Here is a 17,600-nt window from a genome sequence, read left to right as displayed (position 1 = left end):
GTCATCGAGCGAGGAACCCTGTCTGAAACTCTGGCGCGGGTCCATCATGGGAGAGGGCGTCGGCTCGGCGCCCCAGGCGGTATCGGGCGGAGCGTTGTCCATGAATCAAAGGGAATCTATCGCGATGAGGATCGGCTCGCTGCCCTCGGACCGCCGCTCGCTGCTTAGGGCGGTCGGCGTCGGGGCCGCGGGCATAGCGGGGATGCCGCTGCTGGCCGCCTGCACGACCCAAAGTGCCCCAGCCGGCGCCGGAAGCAGCGACCCTGGCGCCTCTGGTACGCCGTCGGCGTCGCTGCTTCCGGCGCCGGAACCGCAGGTCAAACCGCTCCTGGACCAACAGAAGGTCAACGACGCCCTGGCCAAGCTGGACGGGACGGTCCAGAGCGCGATGGACAGCACCGGAGTCCCCGGCATCGCCGTCGCAGTGGTCTACCGGGACCAAGTGGTGTATGCCAAGGGCTTCGGCGTACGGGAGTCGGGCAGGCCCGAGACAGTCGACGCGGAGACGGTCTTTCAGCTGGCCTCGGTGTCCAAACCGCTGGCCTCCACGGTGGCGGCCGTCGCTGTGGGCCGCAAGGCCCTTTCCTGGACGGAGCCGGTGATCAACCACACCCCGGGCTTCGCCCTGAAAGACCCCTACGTCACGCGCAACGCCACGGTCGCTGACCTGCTGTCCCACCAAGGCGGCCTGCACACGGGCGCGGGCGATCTGCTGGAGGACCTCGGATTTGACCAGGCCTACATTCTCAGCCACCTCGACCAGGAGCCGCTGGACTCTTTCCGGGCCAGTTACAATTACAGCAACTTCGGCTACACGGCTGGCGCCAAGGCGGTGGCCGACGCCATGAAGACGCCCTGGGCAGACCTCGCCGAAGACGTCTTGTTCAAACCCCTGGGCATGAGCTCCACCAGCTATCGCCACGCGGACTACCAAAAGGCCTCGAACAGGGCCCTGATCCATGTGCCCGCCGGTAACAAGACCTGGGTGGCCAAGTACAGCCGCGACGCCGACGCCGAAGCGCCCGCCGGCGGGGCGAGTTCCTCCGTGCGCGACCTCGCCCTCTGGATCCGCCTCCAGCTCGCCAACGGCAGCTTTGAAGGCCAGGGGGTCATCGACCCGGAAGCCCTCGGTGTCACCCATGTGCCACACGTCGTGAACGGTCCGCCCCCGACTCCGGCCGCCCGTACCCGTTTCTACGGACTGGGCTGGAACGTCTCGTACGACGCCCAGGCCCGGCTCTCGCTCGGGCACTCGGGAGCCTTCAACCTGGGCGCCGCGACCGCCGTCTCGCTGCTCCCCGGCGAGCAGTTGGGCATTGTGGCCCTGACCAACGGCCGGCCGCAGGGCATCCCAGAAGCCATCTGCGCCACATTCCTTGACACGGCCCAGAACGGCGCCCCGACAGTGGACTGGTTCGGATTCACCGCTGGCGCTTTCCAGAAGATCGATGAGGCGGAGAAGCCAAAAGTTGACTACTCCCAGACGCCGCCGCGGGTCGAACCGGCGCGCGGCAACGATTTCTACGTCGGCAGTTATGCGAACTCCTATTACGGCCCGCTCAAGGTAGCGGTGGAGAACGGCGCGCTGTCCATGGAGCTGGGCCCGGCCGGCAGGACCACCAAGTTCCCGCTCAAGCACTTCGACGGCGATACCTTCAGCTTTGAATCCATCGGCGAGAACGGCAACGGCCTCGCGGGGGCAATCTTCGCCGCAGGTGCCGGCGCCGCCCCCGGTGCCGCTGCCCCCGGCGCCGGCGGCACGGCGCCGAACGTCAGGCTCGATTTCTACGATCAGACCGGACTGGGCACCTTCACCCGAGGCTGAGCCCGGACTTCCGTGAGCTTCTTCCGTAAGCTTCTAGGGCGAACACCCCGAGCCAAGGAACCTATGCCGATCAACAGACAGTCACTCAAGGAAGACGGGTTTACCGGGTTTAGGACTCTCGCAGCCCTGGACATCAACCGGATCCCGCAGCGGACCGGGATCTTCGCCGTGCTGCAGCCTGCAGGCTATGAACCGCGGTTTCTGCCCAAGAGCACGGCAGGGGTCTTTAAGAAGAAGGACCCTTCCGTCCCGGAGCCAGCGCTGACCGCAGAGTGGGTCGACGGCGCCGACGTCGTGTATCTCGGGAAAGCGGGCGCCGGCAGCAAGGGCAACCGCGGCCTTCGCCGGCAAATCCAGGAGTTCATCGATTTCGGCAAGGGCAAGCCGCCGGGCCACTGGGACGGCAGGCTCATCTGGCAGCTCGCCGACCCGGGATCCCTCCTGGTTGCCTGGAAGGAGCTGGCAGCGGAGGCAGTCAACCAAGCGGAGGCCGGATACCACGCCCGATTCCGTGACGACTACGGCCGGCTGCCGTTCGCCAACCTCGTCCAGGCCCGGGTCAAAGGCAAATAGGTCAAGGCAGGTAGGTCAAAGGCAAATAGCAGGCAGTTATTGACCGCCGTGGGTGAACCGTCCCGCCACCAACGTGGCGGCCACCGGCATCGCGGCAAATTCCGCGTCGGAAACAGTCAACGGGTCGCCGTCGAGCACTGCAACGTCGGCGGGGTCCCCGACCCGGAGCCGGCCCCGACCGCGGCTCGAGGCCGTCAGGGCCTCCTGCCGCGTGAGCGCCTGCTCGGCATGCCATGGCCCGCGGCCATCCTGCCGGGCCCGCGCCGTGGCGGCGGACATGGCAGTCCACGGGTCCAGCGGGGCAACGGGGGCGTCGGAGCCAAGGGCCAGCGTCGCACCGGCGGCTACCAGCGAACGGAGCGGGAAGGACCGGTCTGTGCGCCCTGGCCAGTTCGCCTCGGCGGCGTCCCGGTCGTCGAGGGCATGCGCAGGCTGGACGCTCGCGGTCACACCCAACCGGCCGAAGCGGGCGAAATCTTCGCTCCGGACAAACTGGGCATGTTCCACGCGCCCGGCAATGCCCGCCGCCTCGAACGCATCCAACGCGACCCGGTTGGCCGCGTCGCCAATCGCGTGGACCGCCGGCACAAAGCCCGCCTGCCGCGCCCGGACCAGCAGGGCGAGCAACTCCGCCTCGCTCACCGTCAGCAGGCCGTGGCCGCCGTTCGGATACGGGTCAACGCAGTACGCTGTGCGGGTATTGAGTGATCCGTCGATCAGCACCTTCAATGGGCCCACGGTCAGGAGGCCGCCGCTCCCGGCCACCGCCAAACCTGACCGCAACCCCTCGGCCACGGCCCGGTCCAGATCCTGCGGATAGACCCCCGCCTCAACCCGCAAGGCAGCGAAGCCGCCGGAGATCCGCCGCAGCCAGGCGTCGCGGTTCCATGTCATCTCGAAGTCCACGATCCCGACCACGCCCCGCGCCGCAGCAGCCTGCCCCGCCAGCTGCACCCACGGATCCACCACCGTATCCGGAAGCTGACCGAGCTCGCGGGTCAGGGCGAACGCGGGATCTTCCCGGAGCAGCCCGTCCGCGTCCACTCGCACTCCATACCGTTGGGCCGCTGCGGAGTTGAGCCAGACACAGTGGAGGTCGTGGCTGATCAGCGCTGTCGGCCGTCCGCGCGTCACGCCGTCGAGGAGGCCCAGGCTGGGCAGGTCAGTCCAGACGGCATCGCGGAAACCGACGCCCACCAGCGTCTGGACAGCTCCCGGAGCCCCAGTGCCGCCGGCTCCGGCGAGATGGGACCCGGCGATATGGGACCTGACGACGGCGGCAGCCTCGCGCGCCGAGCTGGCACCGGAGAGGTCAAGCCGGTTAGAGGCCAGCGCCCACTGCGTCATGTGGACATGCTCATCCCATAGCCCCGGTATGACGTAGCGGCCGTCCAGGTCCACCACGCGGGTTGCGGCGGGGACCTCAGACGCGTCCTTCCGCGACGGGATGATCGCAGACACGGCACCGCCGCGGAGATGAACGTCGAAGCATATTTCGTCCCCAGGTTGCCGCATCGAGGCCAACACGAGGTCCGGCGAGAGGCAGGGACCGAGCGGAGCAGACATAGAAACAGGCTAGGCGTGCACCGCCCTTGAACCTAAAGAGGAGCACCTAAAGAGGAGCACCTAAAGAGGACCACCTAAACCCGGAGGGCCTAAAACATACACAAGGGACTTTTGCCCCTTACCCCTGCCGGGCGCGCCCACCAAGCTAAATGTGGGGAGATTCCTGCACGGCCAGTTGGGGGTCGTAGTTGAGGGAGGAATCGCTTCATGCAATGCAGCACGGGTCTCACAGCGAATTGGGGAAGGAAATGGCGTTTGCACTTTCCGGCTTCAGCAGGAAAAGGCAGGAGACCACGGCCACATGACTATGCACCACCATTCGGGGGACCCCAAACTCAAAGTTCTCATACGCCTAAACGCCGACGCCGAAACAGCTCGGATCGAGGTTCATGGTGTGGTGACCGTAGCCAACGTGCGGGCACTGTACGTTGTTTGCCGCCGCGTCACGAGCAAGCTCCCCAGTTTTGAGCTCGTGCTCGACCTCGCCCATGCCCGGGTGTCGGCCGCCGCGATCGAGGAACTCCGTGAGCGCGCCCGCGCGTCGTTGATGTCTTCGGGGATCGATGGCACCGAGACTCCGTGCCGTCTGCGCCTCGTAGACCCGCTGGTCATCCTCAAAGCCAAGGAACACGTATGAAAGCCCTCGTCTACGGTGGGCCCGGGGAGAAGTCCTGGACCGACGTCCCCGATCCCACCATTCAGAGCCCCAGCGATGTGATCGTCAAGGTGGACACGACCACCATCTGCGGCACCGATCTGCACATCCTCAAAGGCGACGTCCCGGCCGTGGCCAAGGGCCGCATCCTGGGCCACGAGGGGGTCGGCACCATCACGGAGATCGGCGCGTCCGTCACCAGCCTCAAGGTCGGGGACCGCGTCATCATTTCCTGCATCAAGTCCTGCGGGCACTGCGCCAACTGCAAGACAGGCCTGTATTCGCACTGCTTGGGGGAGGAAGGCACGTCCGGCATCGGCTGGGTTTTCGGGCATCTGATCGACGGCACCCAGGCCGAGTTCGTCCGCGTCCCGTACGCCGAGAACTCCCTGCATCTCCTGCCTGAGGGAGTCAGCGACCAACAGGCCGTCATGCTCTCCGACATCCTTCCCACCGGCTTTGAGATCGGCGTGCAGTACGGCCGGGTCAAGCCCGGCGACACGGTGGCCGTGATCGGCGCCGGCCCGGTCGGACTCGCCGCGATCTGTACCGCCGGACTTTACGGCGCCGCGACGATCATCGCCGTCGACCTCGACGCGAACCGGCTCGAAAAATCCCGCGAATTCGGCGCCACGGATGTGGTCCTGTCCAGCGCTGCCAACTGGAGGGAACAGGTGATGGTCCTGACCGACGGGCAGGGCGTGGACGTCGCGATCGAGGCAGTCGGCGTCCCGGCGACGTTCACGATGTGTACAGACATCGTGCGGCCGGGCGGCAACGTGGCCAACGTGGGCGTCCATGGCAAAGCCGTGGAACTGCATGTCGAAGACCTCTGGATCCGAAACATCAACATCAGCATGGGCCTGGTGAACACCAACACCACCCCCATGCTGCTCAAGCTCGTCGCACAACAAAAAATCCCCGCAGACAGTTTCGCCACCCACCACTTCATCTTTGACGAGTTCATGGAGGCGTACGACACTTTCGCCCACGCCGCGGAGACGAAGGCCCTCAAAGTGGTGATCACCGCATGAAGGCGTTCTTCGTCTACGGTCCTGACTTCGGGCGGCGCCGGCCAACGGCAGTCAAGGCGGCCGCCCGCGACACACGCCTGCGCACCTTCAGCCACGGCGATGCCGCCACGAAGATTGCGCGTGTCCTCCGTGCCGGCGGTGCAGACATCATCGCCGAAGCCATGCCGTTCCTGACCTCGCGCGGGCGGTAGCGGCCAGGGCCGCCAGTTTCCGGAAGTCCCGCCCAGCCGGGTGTGGCAAACGGACCATCTGAAAGGACGGCGGCCATGAAAGCAGGCCGGATTGTCATGCTGGTGATCGGCTCGCTGTGCGCGCTGGTCGGCCTGGGACTGCTGGCGGGCGCCGGCGTCGCGGGTTGGGTCAATTACCAGCAGCGCGACGGCAGGTACTTCATCACGCCGTCGGAGCAGTTCTCAGGCAACTCCTACGCGCTGACGACCCCACGGCTGGACCTCATGACCGGAGGCGGCGTGAACGACGGCGTCCCCGTGGACTTTCCGGGCAGCGTGCTGCTCCGCGGTTCCACCGCCGATCCCGGCAAGGAAATCTTCATAGGCATTGCCCCGCGGGCCGATGTCGCGGCGTATCTGGCCGGGGTCCAGCGCACCGAAATCGTCGACGTCAGGTTTGACCCCTTTCGCGCGCGGTACCGCGAAGTGAACGGTACCAAAGTCCCGGCCCAACCGGCGCAGCAGAACTTCTGGGCCGCGACGGCCACGGGCCCGGGGGAGCAGGAACTGACCTGGAACCTTCGCTCCGGGGCTTGGGCCGTAGTGGTCATGAACGCCGACGCGAGTTCCCCAGTGAGCGTGAATCTGCAGGCCGGGGCACGCACGGACCTGCTCTTGCCGGTATTCATCGGACTGCTGATCGGGGGCCTGGTGATGCTGTTGATCGGAGTGCCGCTGATCGTGCTGGGCGCCGCAGGGCTCGGCCGTAGCGCGCCGGGCCAAGGCGGAACGGGCAGCGGCGTCCCTCCTGGTTACCTGCCGGCCCAGCCCGGCCAGCCGTATCCGGCGGGTGCCTACCCGCCCGGGGCCGCCCCCGGCCAGCAGAACATGTCTGCCTCGCCGGGTGCTGTAGCGGCTTACGCTGCCGCGCCGGGAACTCAGTATCCGGTGACTCCCTATCCGGTAACGCCGGGAGCGACTACACCGTACGTTTACCCCGCACGCCTCCACGGCTACCTGGACCCGAATCTCTCACGGTGGATGTGGCTCGTGAAATGGTTCCTGGCCATCCCGCACTGCATCATCCTGTTCTTCCTCTGGTTCGCCTTCGGCGTGGTCACGATCGTGGCATGGTTCGCGATCCTGTTCACTGCGCGCTACCCCCGCTCGCTGTTCAATTTCAATGCCGGCGTGATCCGCTGGAACTGGCGCGTGGCCTTCTACGCCTTCAGTGCGATCGGCACGGACGCCTATCCGCCCTTCACGCTGGCTCGCACCGATTACCCGGCGGACTTCGACGTCGACTATCCTGAACGGCTATCCCGAGGCCTGGTGCTGGTGAAATCTTGGCTGCTGGCCATTCCGCATCTGCTGATCATCGGCGTGCTGACGGGGACCGCGACGACGTGGGTGTTCCAGGGCGGTGAGTGGGAACAGCAAAGTGTGGGCATCTCCCTCCTGGGGCTGCTGGTCCTCATTGCCGGCGTGATCCTGTTGTTCACGGGTCAATACAGGCGGGGGATCTTCGACCTCCTGCTCGGCCTGAACCGCTGGATCTACCGCGTGATCGCCTACGTTGCCCTCATGCGGGACGAGTATCCGCCGTTCCACCTCGATATGGGTCCGGTCGATCCGGGCGAGCTGCCGGTGCCAGCCTACGCCGGACCGGCAGGGGGACCCGCCGTCGGTGAAGGGCCCCACGGTGAAGGACCCGGAGGGCCGCCCAAAAGCTAGTGCGGTGCCGCGTTGACGCCGCCCCCGGGTCCGGATGACCGGACCGGTCCTATCAAGGACGTCGGTTGAGATCGAGCTGCTCTTCGGCGGCCAGGAGGAAAGTGCGCTCTTGCGCAGTCAAAGTCCCTCCGGACGCAAGCTCGGCATCCCAGACTTCAACGATCATCCGGTGCAGCCGTTCGCCGGTTGGCGCGGCGGGGTCGCTTTCGAGGAGGCCGCCGCCGCCTGCATGCTGCAGGACCCGGTCCCTGATGGGTTCGACGCCGGCGAGGGTGTCGGCCGCCCAGCGGGCCTGCCGTTTGAGGCGGCTATGGCCAGCCACCGCGGGCACCGTCAAGCCTGCCCCGCCCAGGATGAGGGTGACCATCTCCACGACCCGGATGACGGCGTCGGAGGGCACGGGGACAGCCAAGAGCGCTGGGATTGGGACCGAGAGCAGCCCGATCGCGAACCTGATCGTCACTAACAGGGCGAGAACGCTGCCGGCGCCGACCATGGTGAATCCAACCTTGAAAGACCTTCGCATCCTCGGGATATAGCGGAAGCACGCGGCGGCGACCCCGCCGCAGACCCACCCAATGAATGCGATCAGGACCGCGGAAAACAGGGCGGCCGGCAGGCGCTCATGGTACAGCCCCCAGCTGTTGGTCGTCGGGATGGGACCCGTCAGGATGAAGAACGTCAATTCCAGCGCCAGCGTGAGCGTCAGCGGCAGGGAGCGCACCCGAACCCGGCGGGTGCCGGCCGGCACGATCGCATCAAGGACTGATCGCCGGAGGTACCAGACGCTGAAGATCATCGAGGTATGCAAGGCAAGCTTCGCGACATTGATACCGCCGATGTGGGAATCGACCGTCGCGTACACGTCCGGCGACATCAGCACCGATCCGACACCGGCGAACAAACCCGCAAAGAACACGGTATCGCCGCGGTTCCGCATCATGGCCGGGATCCGGGCCCCGGCGAGAACGAAAAGGACCGCGGCTGCGACGAGCTGGATCATCCGAAAACTGATCCGAAGTTCCCCGGCTGGCCGCCCGAGCGGTCCTGGGAACGTCGGATGCGTGCGGCGAGACGGTCGGCCAGGAGCTCCGCCGCGACCTCGAACTCATTGAGGAAATCGGTCCTCTTGAGTGCCCTGACGACGCGCTCCGGATCCAGATCCGGGAAGAACGTGCCCGCATACTCTGCGGACACGATGTCCTGCTCGTGGCGCATGACCATGTGGGCGAACTCGTGGAGGACAATCTGCTGCCGGTGGACTTCGGAGGCAGCCCGGGCGTGCATGATGAGGTCCATGTGGTCAAGGCCGAACCACAGACCGCAGACCTTGTCCGTTGCCCCTTCAATGGGCTTGATGACGATCTTGCGGTTTCGCTGCCGTTCAAGGTGCGCCTGGATTGATGCCAGCGAGACCGGCTCATTGAGGGAGAGGCCGGCTTCTGCTTCCCGTGCCCGCGACCGGGCGGCGTCGTAATCCATGTACCAAGTCCTTGGCTGTTGATAGAGCGTCAGCGTGGACACGCCACTTCCTGACGGCCAAACCTCGCCAGAATCATATCAGTGCAGGTCAGCGCGTGGTGAAGGGGCTCCGGGGCATCAGGGCTGGGGAGATTCCCCGCGGGAGGGCTGGTCAGGATCCTCGCGGGAGAGCTGCTCGTCGATCAGGTCGCGGATCTGGAGCAGGGTCTCCGGGGAGAGCCCGTCCAGTTGGCGGGCGGCGAAGTTGCGCACCTTGTTGACCCGCATCGAGGCGAGCAATTCAAGCTGCGCCTCCACCCGGGGCGGAAGCTCTTCGTCGCCGTCGATCAGGTAGTTCTCGCTTACACCGAAGAACTTGGCCAGATTCTGTAGGAGTTCGACCTTCTTGACGGCCGGTCCGGAGCCCGACCGCATATAGTGCCACCGGGCGCGGGAGAGCGGCGTCCCGGCAGCGGACATGGCGTCCCGGACGTCCGCGAACGTGACTTTTCGGCCCTCGGCTTCAGCGGTGTCCAGCAGGATGTTCAGCTTTCGGGCCAGGGCTGGACCCGGCGCGGAGGTCGGCTGGTCGTCGCTCACAGTGGCTTCTTTCATCGGACGAATTTCATCAGGCGCGGCTTGTCACAATACGTCAGGTCGCCTGCGAGTCTAGCAGATTGGACACGTCCAATATTTTCCGGGTAGGCTCAGGCAGGGAAATTGGACGTGTCCAATTTCTCGTGTGCTGGGGCGGATAGAGCCCGCCCGGTACGTCGTGGTTCGGTCAGGAGTGTGCATTGGGGGGACGCCTGGCCGGGTCCCGGCGTGGCAACCGTCCCTGCCACGCCTCGGGCCGCGACGGTCCGCGCGGCTCCCGGTCCTCTTGCCACCGGCCGTCCTCAAGAACATAGTTGAGGGAATTCACGAACTCCGCGGCACTAGGCAGGCGAACATGCTGAATATCGGGATTCCGGAAAACGGCTTGCTTCACGGCAAGACCGCCCTGATCTACGGCGGCGGAGGAGCGGTTGGCGGGGCGGTGGCGAGGGCTTTCGCGGCCGACGGCGCCACGGTCCACATTGCCGGGAGGACCGAATCGCGGCTGGAAAAAGTAGCCAATGACATTCGCGAGGCCGGCGGCACAGCCGAGACCGCCGTCGTCGACGCCCTGGACGAAGAGCAGGTGGATGCCTTCGTAAGCCGGGTGGCGAAGAAGAGCAAGAGGATCGACATCTCCTTCAACGTGATCTCGTTTGGCGACGTCCAGGAGCCACTCATGGAGATTGACGTGGATGACTTCACCCGGCCCATCACCATGGCCGCTCGTACGCACTTCCTTACCACCCGCGCGGCCGCCTCTTACATGGTCAAGCAGCGCTCCGGCGTCGTGCTCATGTTTGGCGGCTCTGGCCCGCAGACCATTCCCGGCCTGGGCGGCTTCAAGGTGGCGCTCGATGCGATGGAAGGGCTGCGCCGGCAGTGGGCCCTCGAGCTGGGAAAATACGGCGTCAGGGTGGTCACCATGGTCACCGGCGGCATTATCGAAACCATCCCGTGGCAGGCCGAGGGCCGCGAGGAGATCGTGGTGGAGATTGCCAGGGCCGCGCACTTGAATCGGACGGCCACGCTGGCGGACGTCGGAAACGTGGCCTCCTTCATTGTCTCGGACAAGGCGGCGGCCATCACGGACGCGACCGTCAACATTTCCGCCGGCGCGATCGTGGACTACTGACGCCGGCTAGGCCACCAGGTTGGCTGCAGCGACATCCATGTGTTCGAGGATGGTTGTGCGGGCCAGTGTCGCGTTGCCGGTCTCGATTGCGGCGACGATGTCGTGGTGCCGGTCTACGCTCATGTTCTTTACGGCCCGCTCGATCCCGGCAAACATGATGGACATCCGAATGGAGCCCTCAAGCGACTCCCAGGAGTGCAACAGGGTCTCGTTTCCGGTGAGCCGGCACAGTGTTCGGTGGAACTCAAGATCGGATTCAATCCGTTCCTCCAGACTCGCCTCGGCGGCCGCGGCCATAACATCGACGGCCGAGCGCAGGGATGCAATCACCGACGTCCGGTCCGGCAATTCACACAGCGTCCGGACCGCGAGCGATTCGAGCGCCGCCCGGACGGCGAAGATGTCGCGGATTTCCTTGCCGTCCAGGTGCCGCACAGACAAGCGGCCGCGCGGTCCCGCCGACAGCAATCCTTCTTGTTCCAGCTGGCGCAGGGCCTCGCGCAGCGTTCCCCGGCTGATCTGGAGCATGTCGGACAGTTCGGTTTCGACCAGATGCCGACCCGGCTCCAGTTCACCGCTCGTGATGGCCGTGCGCAGGGCGGATAGCGCCTGCTCGCGGAGGCTCTTCTTTTCCAGTCCGAGAAGCGGGGCTGTTGCTCCGGCCATGGTTTATCCTCACTGTCAGTGGTCAACTGTCTACAGTTGGTCTGTTAACAGTTGATGGTACGGCACGAACGCGGGACCGGCAGCTGCCGGCCCCGCGCATCTTCAGGCAAGCTCGGCGAGCACCTTGGCGACGATCCTCTGCACGGAGAGCCCGTACCGTTCGTGCAGGGTGGGTAGCGCGCCGGCGTCGAGGAACTTGTCCGGCAGCGCCACCGGCACCACCCGTTTGCCCAGGCCTGCGGTGACCACGGCCGAGGCGACAGTCTCGAACAACCCGCCCACCACGCTGTGGTTCTCCAGCGTCACCGCGAGGCGGTCGGTGTTCAGCTCGGCGAGGACCGTCGCGGCGTCGAACGGCTTGAGGGTGGGGGCATGGACAACCGCCACATCCACGTGGTGCGCCGCCAGCGCCTCGGCCGCCTGAAGCGCCCGCATGGTCATCAGCCCGCTGGAGACGAAGACGACGTCGCGGCCCCCGCGCAGGACTTTGGCCTTGCCGAGCTCGAAGCTGTAGTCGTACTCGTCCAGCACGGTGGGGACATTGCCGCGCAGCAGGCGCAGGTACGTGGGCCCGTCGCTGGCCGCCAGCTGCGGGACCGCCTGCTCGATGTCCAGGGAGTCGCAGGGATCCACGATGGTCAGGTTGGGCATTCCGCGGAAGATCGCCATGTCCTCGGTCGCCTGGTGGCTTGGCCCGTAGCCGGTGGTCAGCCCGGGGAGCCCGCCGACGATATTGACGTTGAGGTTCGGCTCGGCGGCGTCCAGGCACAGGAAGTCGTAGGCGCGCCGGGCAGCGAACACCGAGTACGTCGACGCGAAGGGGACCAGACCCGTCTCAGCCAGGCCGGCCGCGGCGCCGAAGAGCAACTGCTCGGCCATGCCCATCTGGAAGAACCGTTCCGGGAAGGCCTGGGCGAAGATGTGCATGTCCGTGTATTTGCCCAGATCCGCGGTCAGTCCCACGATCTTGTCATTCTCCTGAGCGGCCTTGACCAAGGCGTGCCCGAACGGCGCGGACATGGTCTTCTGGCCGGGATCCGCGAAGGAGGCGATCATGGCCGAGGTCTTCAGCTTCGGGGTGGTGGCGGTGCTCATCGGGTGGCCTTTCCTTCGTAGCCTGCGGTCAGTTGTTCGCGGCAGAGTTGCCATTCGTGTTCCTCAATGCGCATGAAGTGGGCTTTTTCGCGATCTTCCAGCAGTGGGACGCCGCGGCCCACCTTGGTATCGCACAGGATCACGGAGGGTCGTCCGACGGTGGCCGCCTGGGCGGCTGCGTTGTCGAAGGCCTTCAGGAGTTCGGCCATGTTGTTGCCGTCCACGCGCTGGGTGTACCAGCCGAAGGCTTCCCACTTTTCGGTGACGGGCTCGGTGCGCAGCACGGTGTCCGTCTTGCCGTCGGCCTGCAGGGCGTTGATGTCCACCATGGCGGTCAGGTTGCCGAGCTGGTGGTGGTGGGCGCCCATCGCGGCCTCCCATGTCGATCCCTCGTCCAATTCACCATCGGAGAGGAAGTTGTAGACCCTGGCCCCGGACCCCTGGTACCGCAGGCCGAGAGCCATGCCCACGGCGATGGAGAGGCCGTGACCGAGGGAGCCGCCGGAAATCTCCATACCGGGGGTGTAGGTGGACATCCCCGACATCGGCAGCCGGGAATCATCCGAGCCGTAGGTCTGCAGTTCCTTGACGGGGATGATTCCGGCCTCGGCGAGAGCCGCGTAGTGTCCGATCGCGTAGTGGCCGGTGGAGAGCAGGAACCGGTCACGTTCCTCCCACTCGGGATCGTCCGCTCGGAAGCGGAGCTGGTCCGCGTAAACCGCGGCGAACATATCGGCCGCGCCGAGGGCCTGGCCGACATAGCCCTGGCCCTGGACCTCGCCCATATTCAGGGCGTGGTGCCGGATCCGGTAGGCGGCGCTGGAGACGCGTTCAGTGCGTTCGGCGCTTCCTTCGGGTGCCTTGCTGGGGGATGTTGTTTCCTGCGTGAGAACCACAGTTCTGCCTTTCGAAAGTGGTGGATGCGTTTGAGGGATGCCTTCAGGCGTCCGGGCCGGTAGGTTCCTATGCGCTCACGTGTGCGGGGGTGCTTTTCGTGGCTTCATCGGCCAGCTTGCGTTCGCGCTTGCCCCAGGTTTCCCGGGTGGCGACGGCTGCCCAGAGACCAATGGCTGCGTAGAGGCCGAAGAGCAGCGCCGGGCCCATCCAGCCGAAGCTGACGAACAGCAGGGTGGTGATGAAGGGGGTGAAACCGGAGACCATGGCTGAGATCTGGTAGGCGAGCGATGCGCCCGAGGCGCGGGTCTTGGCTTGGAAGAGCTCGGGGAACCAGGCGCCTTGAGCACCGGCAAGGGAGTTCTGGCACACGGCGTAGGAGATCACGAGGGTGGCAATAACGAAGACGAACAGGCCGGTGTTGACCAGCAGGAACATTGGGACGGCGAACAGCACGGCGAAAGCACAGGACCAGAGGTAGACCGGCCGGCGGCCGATCCTGTCCGTCAGCCGGGCCCAGAACTGGGTGGCGAAGATGCCGATTGCGGAGGCGATGCACAGAGCTACGAGGGTCTGGGTCTTATCGGCGAGGTGCTGGCTGTTCAGATAAGAAATCATGTAGGTGATGGATACTGCGTAGCCTGCCGTTTCGGCGATGCGGAGGCCGATTCCCTTGACGATGTTGCGCCAGTCGGTCTTGATCACCTCGACGATGGGGGACTTCACGATGTCTCCGCTGTCCTTGACCTCGTCGAAGACGGGGGACTCCGGAACCTTGGAGCGGATGATCAGGCCGACGACCACGAGCAGGATGCTGGCGAGGAACGGAATGCGCCAGGCGAGTTCGCCGCCGAGCTGGACGCTGAAGAGGAACACCAGGTTGGCCAGCAGCAGCCCGACCGGGAAGCCCGCCTGGACCATGCCGGTGTACTTGCCCTTGGATTTCCAGGGCGCGTGTTCGTAGCTCATGAGGATGGCGCCGCCCCATTCCGCGCCGAAGGCCAGGCCCTGGACGATGCGGACGAACACGAGCAAGGCCGGAGCCAGGAGGCCGACCTGGCTGTAGGTCGGGAGCAGGCCGATCACGAAGGTGGCGATGCCCATGAGGATCAGCGAGGCCACGAGGACGGGCTTGCGGCCGAGCTTGTCGCCGAGATGGCCGCCGATGATGCCGCCGATCGGGCGGGCCGCAAACCCCACACCAAGCGTGGCGAACGCAGCCAGCGTTCCCGTTACCGGATCGCCGGTGGGGAAGAAGGCAATGCCGAAGTACAGGGCCGCAGCCGTGCCGAAACCAATGAAGTCATACGTTTCGATCACTGCGCCGACGCTGGAGCCCATTGCAACGCGCCGGGCGTCCTTCGTGCCATGCACCGGGCCCCGCATGGTGAGAGCTTCGTTGCTCATGTCAATCCCTTTCGAAGAGAGCTGCCGACGCTTTCGCGCCGACACTGTCGACTGTTAACAGATGATACGCCAGTGTGACCCAGGCCATAGGCAATGTCAACAGTCAACTTCAAAGGTTGACTGTTGACAACCGAATTTGTAGTGTGGTCCATATCACCATCGCCCCAAGGCGCGACCAGAGGATCAACGACGATGTTCAACCCCCGACTCGGCTGCTCGTCCATCAGCTTCCGCCACCAGGACCTGCCCGAAGCCCTGCGCACCATCGCGGGCCTCGGCTTCGAGGAAATAGATCTCGGCGCCCTCCCCGGAGTGTGCGACCACGTTCCCTACGACCTCGATGCCGAGGCCGTCGCCACCGTGACGGCCGAGGTCGTTGCATCCGGGCTGCGTGTCCGGTCGGTCAACGGGGACATCGGGGACCTGAACGCCATGCTCGACGCCGACGCACAGTCCGCGCGGAACCGGCACCTTGACGCGCTCCTCACCTTGGCGGCCTGCACCGGCGCCAAGGCCCTGGTCCTGCCCTGCGGCGCCCTCGGCCACGAGCCCGTCCGCAGCCTCGACGAGGACCTGGACACGATTGCCGCGCAACTCATCGCCGCCAAGCAACGGGCGGACGATTTCGACGTCGAACTCTGGACCGAATCACTGCACTTCCTGCGGTTCTGCTGGAACCTGGAGCTCGCGGAACTACTGGCCCGGCGGCTGTCCGGCTCCGGCGTCGGGATCGTCATGGACTTCAGCCATATCGTGGCCGCCGGCGAGGAGCCGCTGGAATATCTCAAGCGCCATCAGGGCCGGATCGCCCACGTCCACCTGCGCGATGCCGTGCCGGGGAACATCAACCTCAGCATCGGCAACGGCCAGGCAGATTTCGCCGCCGGCCTGGGCGCCCTCGCAGCCGCTGGCTACGCCGGCCACTTCTCCTTGGAGCTGGAGACCCGGGACGTCACCCACGGGGAACGCCCGGCCGCGGCCGCCAAGGCCGCCAGCTTCATAACAGACCTCATCTGACCTGCCACACCAACGAACAACCCAAGGAGCATCATGAGTACCATCCAGCGCACCGCCGTCCTCACGGGGGCAACCTCGGACCGGGGCATCGGCATCACCACCGCACGCCGCTACGCCAGCCAGGGCTGGGCCGTGGTGATCCTGGACCTCGACGGCGAGAAGTCCGCCAAGGTCGCAGTGGAGATCGGCAACGAGTTCAACGTTCCGGCGTTTGGCTACGAGGTCGACGTCGCCAGCGAGGACTCCGTGACAGCCGCGTACAACGCCGTGGCCGCAGAGGTCGGCTCCGGCAGCCTCCCCGCCGTCGGCGCCCTCGCCAACATCGCCGGCATCACCTCCCCGGTGCCGTTCCTCGAGACCACACTGGACCTCTGGAACAAGGTCATGGCCGTGAACGCAACGGGAACCTACCTTGTTACCCGCGCCTTCCTGCCGGACATGATCGCCAGCGGCTGGGGCCGGATCGTGAACATGTCCTCCGTCTCCGCCCAGCGCGGCGGCGGCGTCTTCGGCAAGGTTCCGTACTCCGCAGCTAAGGCGGCCATCCTGGGCTTCACCAAGGCCCTGGCCCGCGAAATCGGCAGCACCGGCGTGACCGTCAACGCCATCACTCCGGGCGCCGTGGACACCAACATTCGCGTAGGCAGCACGGACGAGCAGGAAGCAGCCATCAACGCCGGCATCCCGCTGGGCCGCAACGCCAGCACCGAGGAAATCGCGGCTGTCATTACGTTCCTGTCCTCCGAGGAATCCGCCTACCTCACCGGAACCACCATCGACATCAACGGTGGAAGCCACATCCACTAGCACCTCGCCGGCCGAAGGTGGCCGTGCTGGCCGGCGGCGGCTCGGGTTCCTCCAAGGTTAGGCATCTAGCATGAGCCCGTGCCGCCCCTTGATGTAGTCCTCACCGCCTGGCAGATCGACTGGACCGCCGCTGCCCTGATCAGCGGGTCGGCGGTGCTGTATGCGCTGGGCCTGAAGGCTGCGGCGGCGCGCGGCCATCGCCACCCCGTCTGGCGGACGCTGGCGTTCTATTTCCTGGGTCTCGGGTTCCTGGCCGTGTTGACGTGCGGCTTCCCCGGCGTCTACAGCGCACAGCTTCGGTGGGCGTTCACGCTCAAGATTTCCCTGCTGCTCTTCGTGGTGCCCTTGCTGATCGGGCTGGGAAAGCCGATCTCCCTGGCCCGGGCGGCCCTCCCGCCACGGGGCCTCGAACGGCTGAACAAGGCGCTCGCACACCGTGCTGTGCGGCTCGTCGGCAACTCAATGGCCGCCCCGCTCCTTGGCCTTGCGCTCTTCTCGACCTTCCTCACGCCGGCGTTCTACACCCTCCGCGCAGCCCCGTTGGCCGAGGCGTTCCTGACCATCGGGGTCCCGCTGCTCGGCATGATGATGGCACTGCCGATCATCGAGGAGGCGGACTTCCGCCGTTCCAGCGCGTTCTTCATCCTGGAATTCGTGTTTGTGTTCATTGAGCTGCTGGTCGATGCCGTGCCCGGGATCCTGCTGCGCCTCAACGGCCAGGTACTCGATCACGTCACAACCACGTCGTCCCCGCTGGGCTGGTTCCCCGACGCCCTGCGCGACCAGCAACTGGCGGGGGACGTTCTGTGGTTCATCTGCGAAATTGTCGACTTGCCCCTAATCATCCTGATGTTCATCCGCTTCTCGCGCAGCGACAAGCACGAGGCCCGCGGCTTCGATGACCTCACGGACGAGGCGCTGGATGAACTGAATGAGGAGCACTTGCGGCGCGGCCGCTAAGTCC

18 protein-coding genes are annotated in these 17,600 nt (G+C 65.8%); 10 read left to right on the top strand and 8 right to left on the bottom strand.

The features are described 5' to 3' along the window. The first annotated feature begins 100 nt into the window (after positions 1-100). Both BLQ10_RS20890 and BLQ10_RS20885 read left to right on the top strand, forming a co-directional pair. Positions 101-1,825 carry a serine hydrolase gene (locus BLQ10_RS20890; protein WP_254785703.1) on the top strand — a complete coding sequence of 575 codons (1,725 nt, stop codon included), beginning with the start codon at positions 101-103 and terminating at the stop codon, positions 1,823-1,825. 63 nt (positions 1,826-1,888) lie between these two features. Continuing rightward, positions 1,889-2,398 (top strand): hypothetical protein, encoded by a 510-nt coding sequence (locus BLQ10_RS20885; protein WP_091564909.1) that lies wholly within the window; start codon positions 1,889-1,891, stop codon positions 2,396-2,398. Positions 2,399-2,434: 36 nt separating this feature from the next. On the opposite strand, the gene BLQ10_RS20880 is transcribed toward BLQ10_RS20885, so the two are convergent. Then, the gene (locus tag BLQ10_RS20880; RefSeq protein ID WP_254785702.1) at positions 2,435-3,964 is read right to left on the bottom strand and encodes an amidohydrolase; all 1,530 of its coding nucleotides are present in this window, start codon (positions 3,962-3,964) and stop codon (positions 2,435-2,437) included. A gap of 301 nt (positions 3,965-4,265) precedes the next feature. On the opposite strand from BLQ10_RS20880, the gene BLQ10_RS20875 reads away from it, so the two are divergent. The 4 genes from BLQ10_RS20875 (at position 4,266) to BLQ10_RS20860 (ending at position 7,557) form a co-directional block, all read left to right on the top strand. Beyond that, complete coding sequence (locus BLQ10_RS20875; RefSeq protein WP_139164310.1) at positions 4,266-4,601, top strand: hypothetical protein; 336 nt, start codon at positions 4,266-4,268, stop codon at positions 4,599-4,601. Then, a complete protein-coding gene (locus tag BLQ10_RS20870) occupies positions 4,598-5,653 on the top strand; it encodes a zinc-dependent alcohol dehydrogenase family protein (RefSeq protein ID WP_091564907.1) in 1,056 nt (351 codons plus the stop codon). Before BLQ10_RS20875 ends, BLQ10_RS20870 begins: the two co-directional genes overlap by 4 nt. Further along, complete coding sequence (locus BLQ10_RS20865) at positions 5,650-5,844, top strand: hypothetical protein (RefSeq protein ID WP_091564906.1); 195 nt, start codon at positions 5,650-5,652, stop codon at positions 5,842-5,844. The genes BLQ10_RS20870 and BLQ10_RS20865 overlap by 4 nt, the downstream gene beginning before the upstream one ends. A 75-nt stretch (positions 5,845-5,919) precedes the next feature. Beyond that, a complete protein-coding gene (locus BLQ10_RS20860) occupies positions 5,920-7,557 on the top strand; it encodes a DUF4389 domain-containing protein (RefSeq protein WP_091564905.1) in 1,638 nt (545 codons plus the stop codon). Between the two features lie 52 nt (positions 7,558-7,609). Here BLQ10_RS20860 and BLQ10_RS20855 read toward each other — a convergent pair whose 3' ends face one another. The 3 genes from BLQ10_RS20855 to BLQ10_RS20845 form a co-directional block, all read right to left on the bottom strand. After that, positions 7,610-8,560, bottom strand: coding sequence for a hypothetical protein (locus BLQ10_RS20855; protein ID WP_091564904.1), 951 nt, complete (start codon positions 8,558-8,560; stop codon positions 7,610-7,612). Beyond that, a complete protein-coding gene (locus BLQ10_RS20850) occupies positions 8,557-9,039 on the bottom strand; it encodes a hypothetical protein (RefSeq protein WP_091564903.1) in 483 nt (160 codons plus the stop codon). The genes BLQ10_RS20855 and BLQ10_RS20850 overlap by 4 nt, the downstream gene beginning before the upstream one ends. 117 nt (positions 9,040-9,156) lie before the next feature. Further along, positions 9,157-9,633 carry a hypothetical protein gene (locus BLQ10_RS20845; protein ID WP_091564902.1) on the bottom strand — a complete coding sequence of 159 codons (477 nt, stop codon included), beginning with the start codon at positions 9,631-9,633 and terminating at the stop codon, positions 9,157-9,159. 337 nt (positions 9,634-9,970) lie between these two features. Between BLQ10_RS20845 and BLQ10_RS20840 the strand changes: the two genes are divergently transcribed. After that, complete coding sequence (locus tag BLQ10_RS20840) at positions 9,971-10,750, top strand: SDR family NAD(P)-dependent oxidoreductase (RefSeq protein WP_091564901.1); 780 nt, start codon at positions 9,971-9,973, stop codon at positions 10,748-10,750. A gap of 6 nt (positions 10,751-10,756) precedes the next feature. Here BLQ10_RS20840 and BLQ10_RS20835 read toward each other — a convergent pair whose 3' ends face one another. The 4 genes from BLQ10_RS20835 to BLQ10_RS20820 all read right to left on the bottom strand — a co-directional run bounded on the left by BLQ10_RS20835 (position 10,757) and on the right by BLQ10_RS20820 (position 14,812). Beyond that, positions 10,757-11,416, bottom strand: a complete 660-nt coding sequence (locus BLQ10_RS20835) for a GntR family transcriptional regulator (protein ID WP_091564900.1) — start codon at positions 11,414-11,416, stop codon at positions 10,757-10,759. A 102-nt stretch (positions 11,417-11,518) separates the two neighbouring features. Then, positions 11,519-12,511, bottom strand: coding sequence for a transketolase family protein (locus tag BLQ10_RS20830; RefSeq protein WP_091564899.1), 993 nt, complete (start codon positions 12,509-12,511; stop codon positions 11,519-11,521). Further along, a complete protein-coding gene (locus tag BLQ10_RS20825) occupies positions 12,508-13,407 on the bottom strand; it encodes a transketolase (protein WP_091564898.1) in 900 nt (299 codons plus the stop codon). The genes BLQ10_RS20830 and BLQ10_RS20825 overlap by 4 nt, the downstream gene beginning before the upstream one ends. A gap of 67 nt (positions 13,408-13,474) precedes the next feature. Further along, positions 13,475-14,812 (bottom strand): MFS transporter, encoded by a 1,338-nt coding sequence (locus BLQ10_RS20820; RefSeq protein WP_091564897.1) that lies wholly within the window; start codon positions 14,810-14,812, stop codon positions 13,475-13,477. Positions 14,813-15,004: 192 nt separating this feature from the next. Here BLQ10_RS20820 and BLQ10_RS20815 point away from each other — a divergent pair, with 192 nt between their 5' ends. From BLQ10_RS20815 to BLQ10_RS20805, 3 genes are all read left to right on the top strand, one after another. Next, positions 15,005-15,829, top strand: a complete 825-nt coding sequence (locus tag BLQ10_RS20815; RefSeq protein WP_091564896.1) for a sugar phosphate isomerase/epimerase family protein — start codon at positions 15,005-15,007, stop codon at positions 15,827-15,829. A gap of 33 nt (positions 15,830-15,862) precedes the next feature. Continuing rightward, the gene (locus BLQ10_RS20810; RefSeq protein ID WP_091564895.1) at positions 15,863-16,636 is read left to right on the top strand and encodes an SDR family NAD(P)-dependent oxidoreductase; all 774 of its coding nucleotides are present in this window, start codon (positions 15,863-15,865) and stop codon (positions 16,634-16,636) included. A gap of 78 nt (positions 16,637-16,714) precedes the next feature. Beyond that, positions 16,715-17,596 (top strand): cytochrome c oxidase assembly protein, encoded by an 882-nt coding sequence (locus BLQ10_RS20805; RefSeq protein ID WP_091564894.1) that lies wholly within the window; start codon positions 16,715-16,717, stop codon positions 17,594-17,596. The last annotated feature ends 4 nt before the right edge of the window (positions 17,597-17,600 follow it).

This window comes from Arthrobacter sp. ok362, assembly GCF_900102785.1.
Taxonomy (GTDB): Bacteria; Actinomycetota; Actinomycetes; order Actinomycetales; family Micrococcaceae; genus Arthrobacter.
The sequence above is the reverse complement of the archived record's forward strand: the minus strand, read 5'-3'. Positions and strand labels throughout refer to the sequence as shown.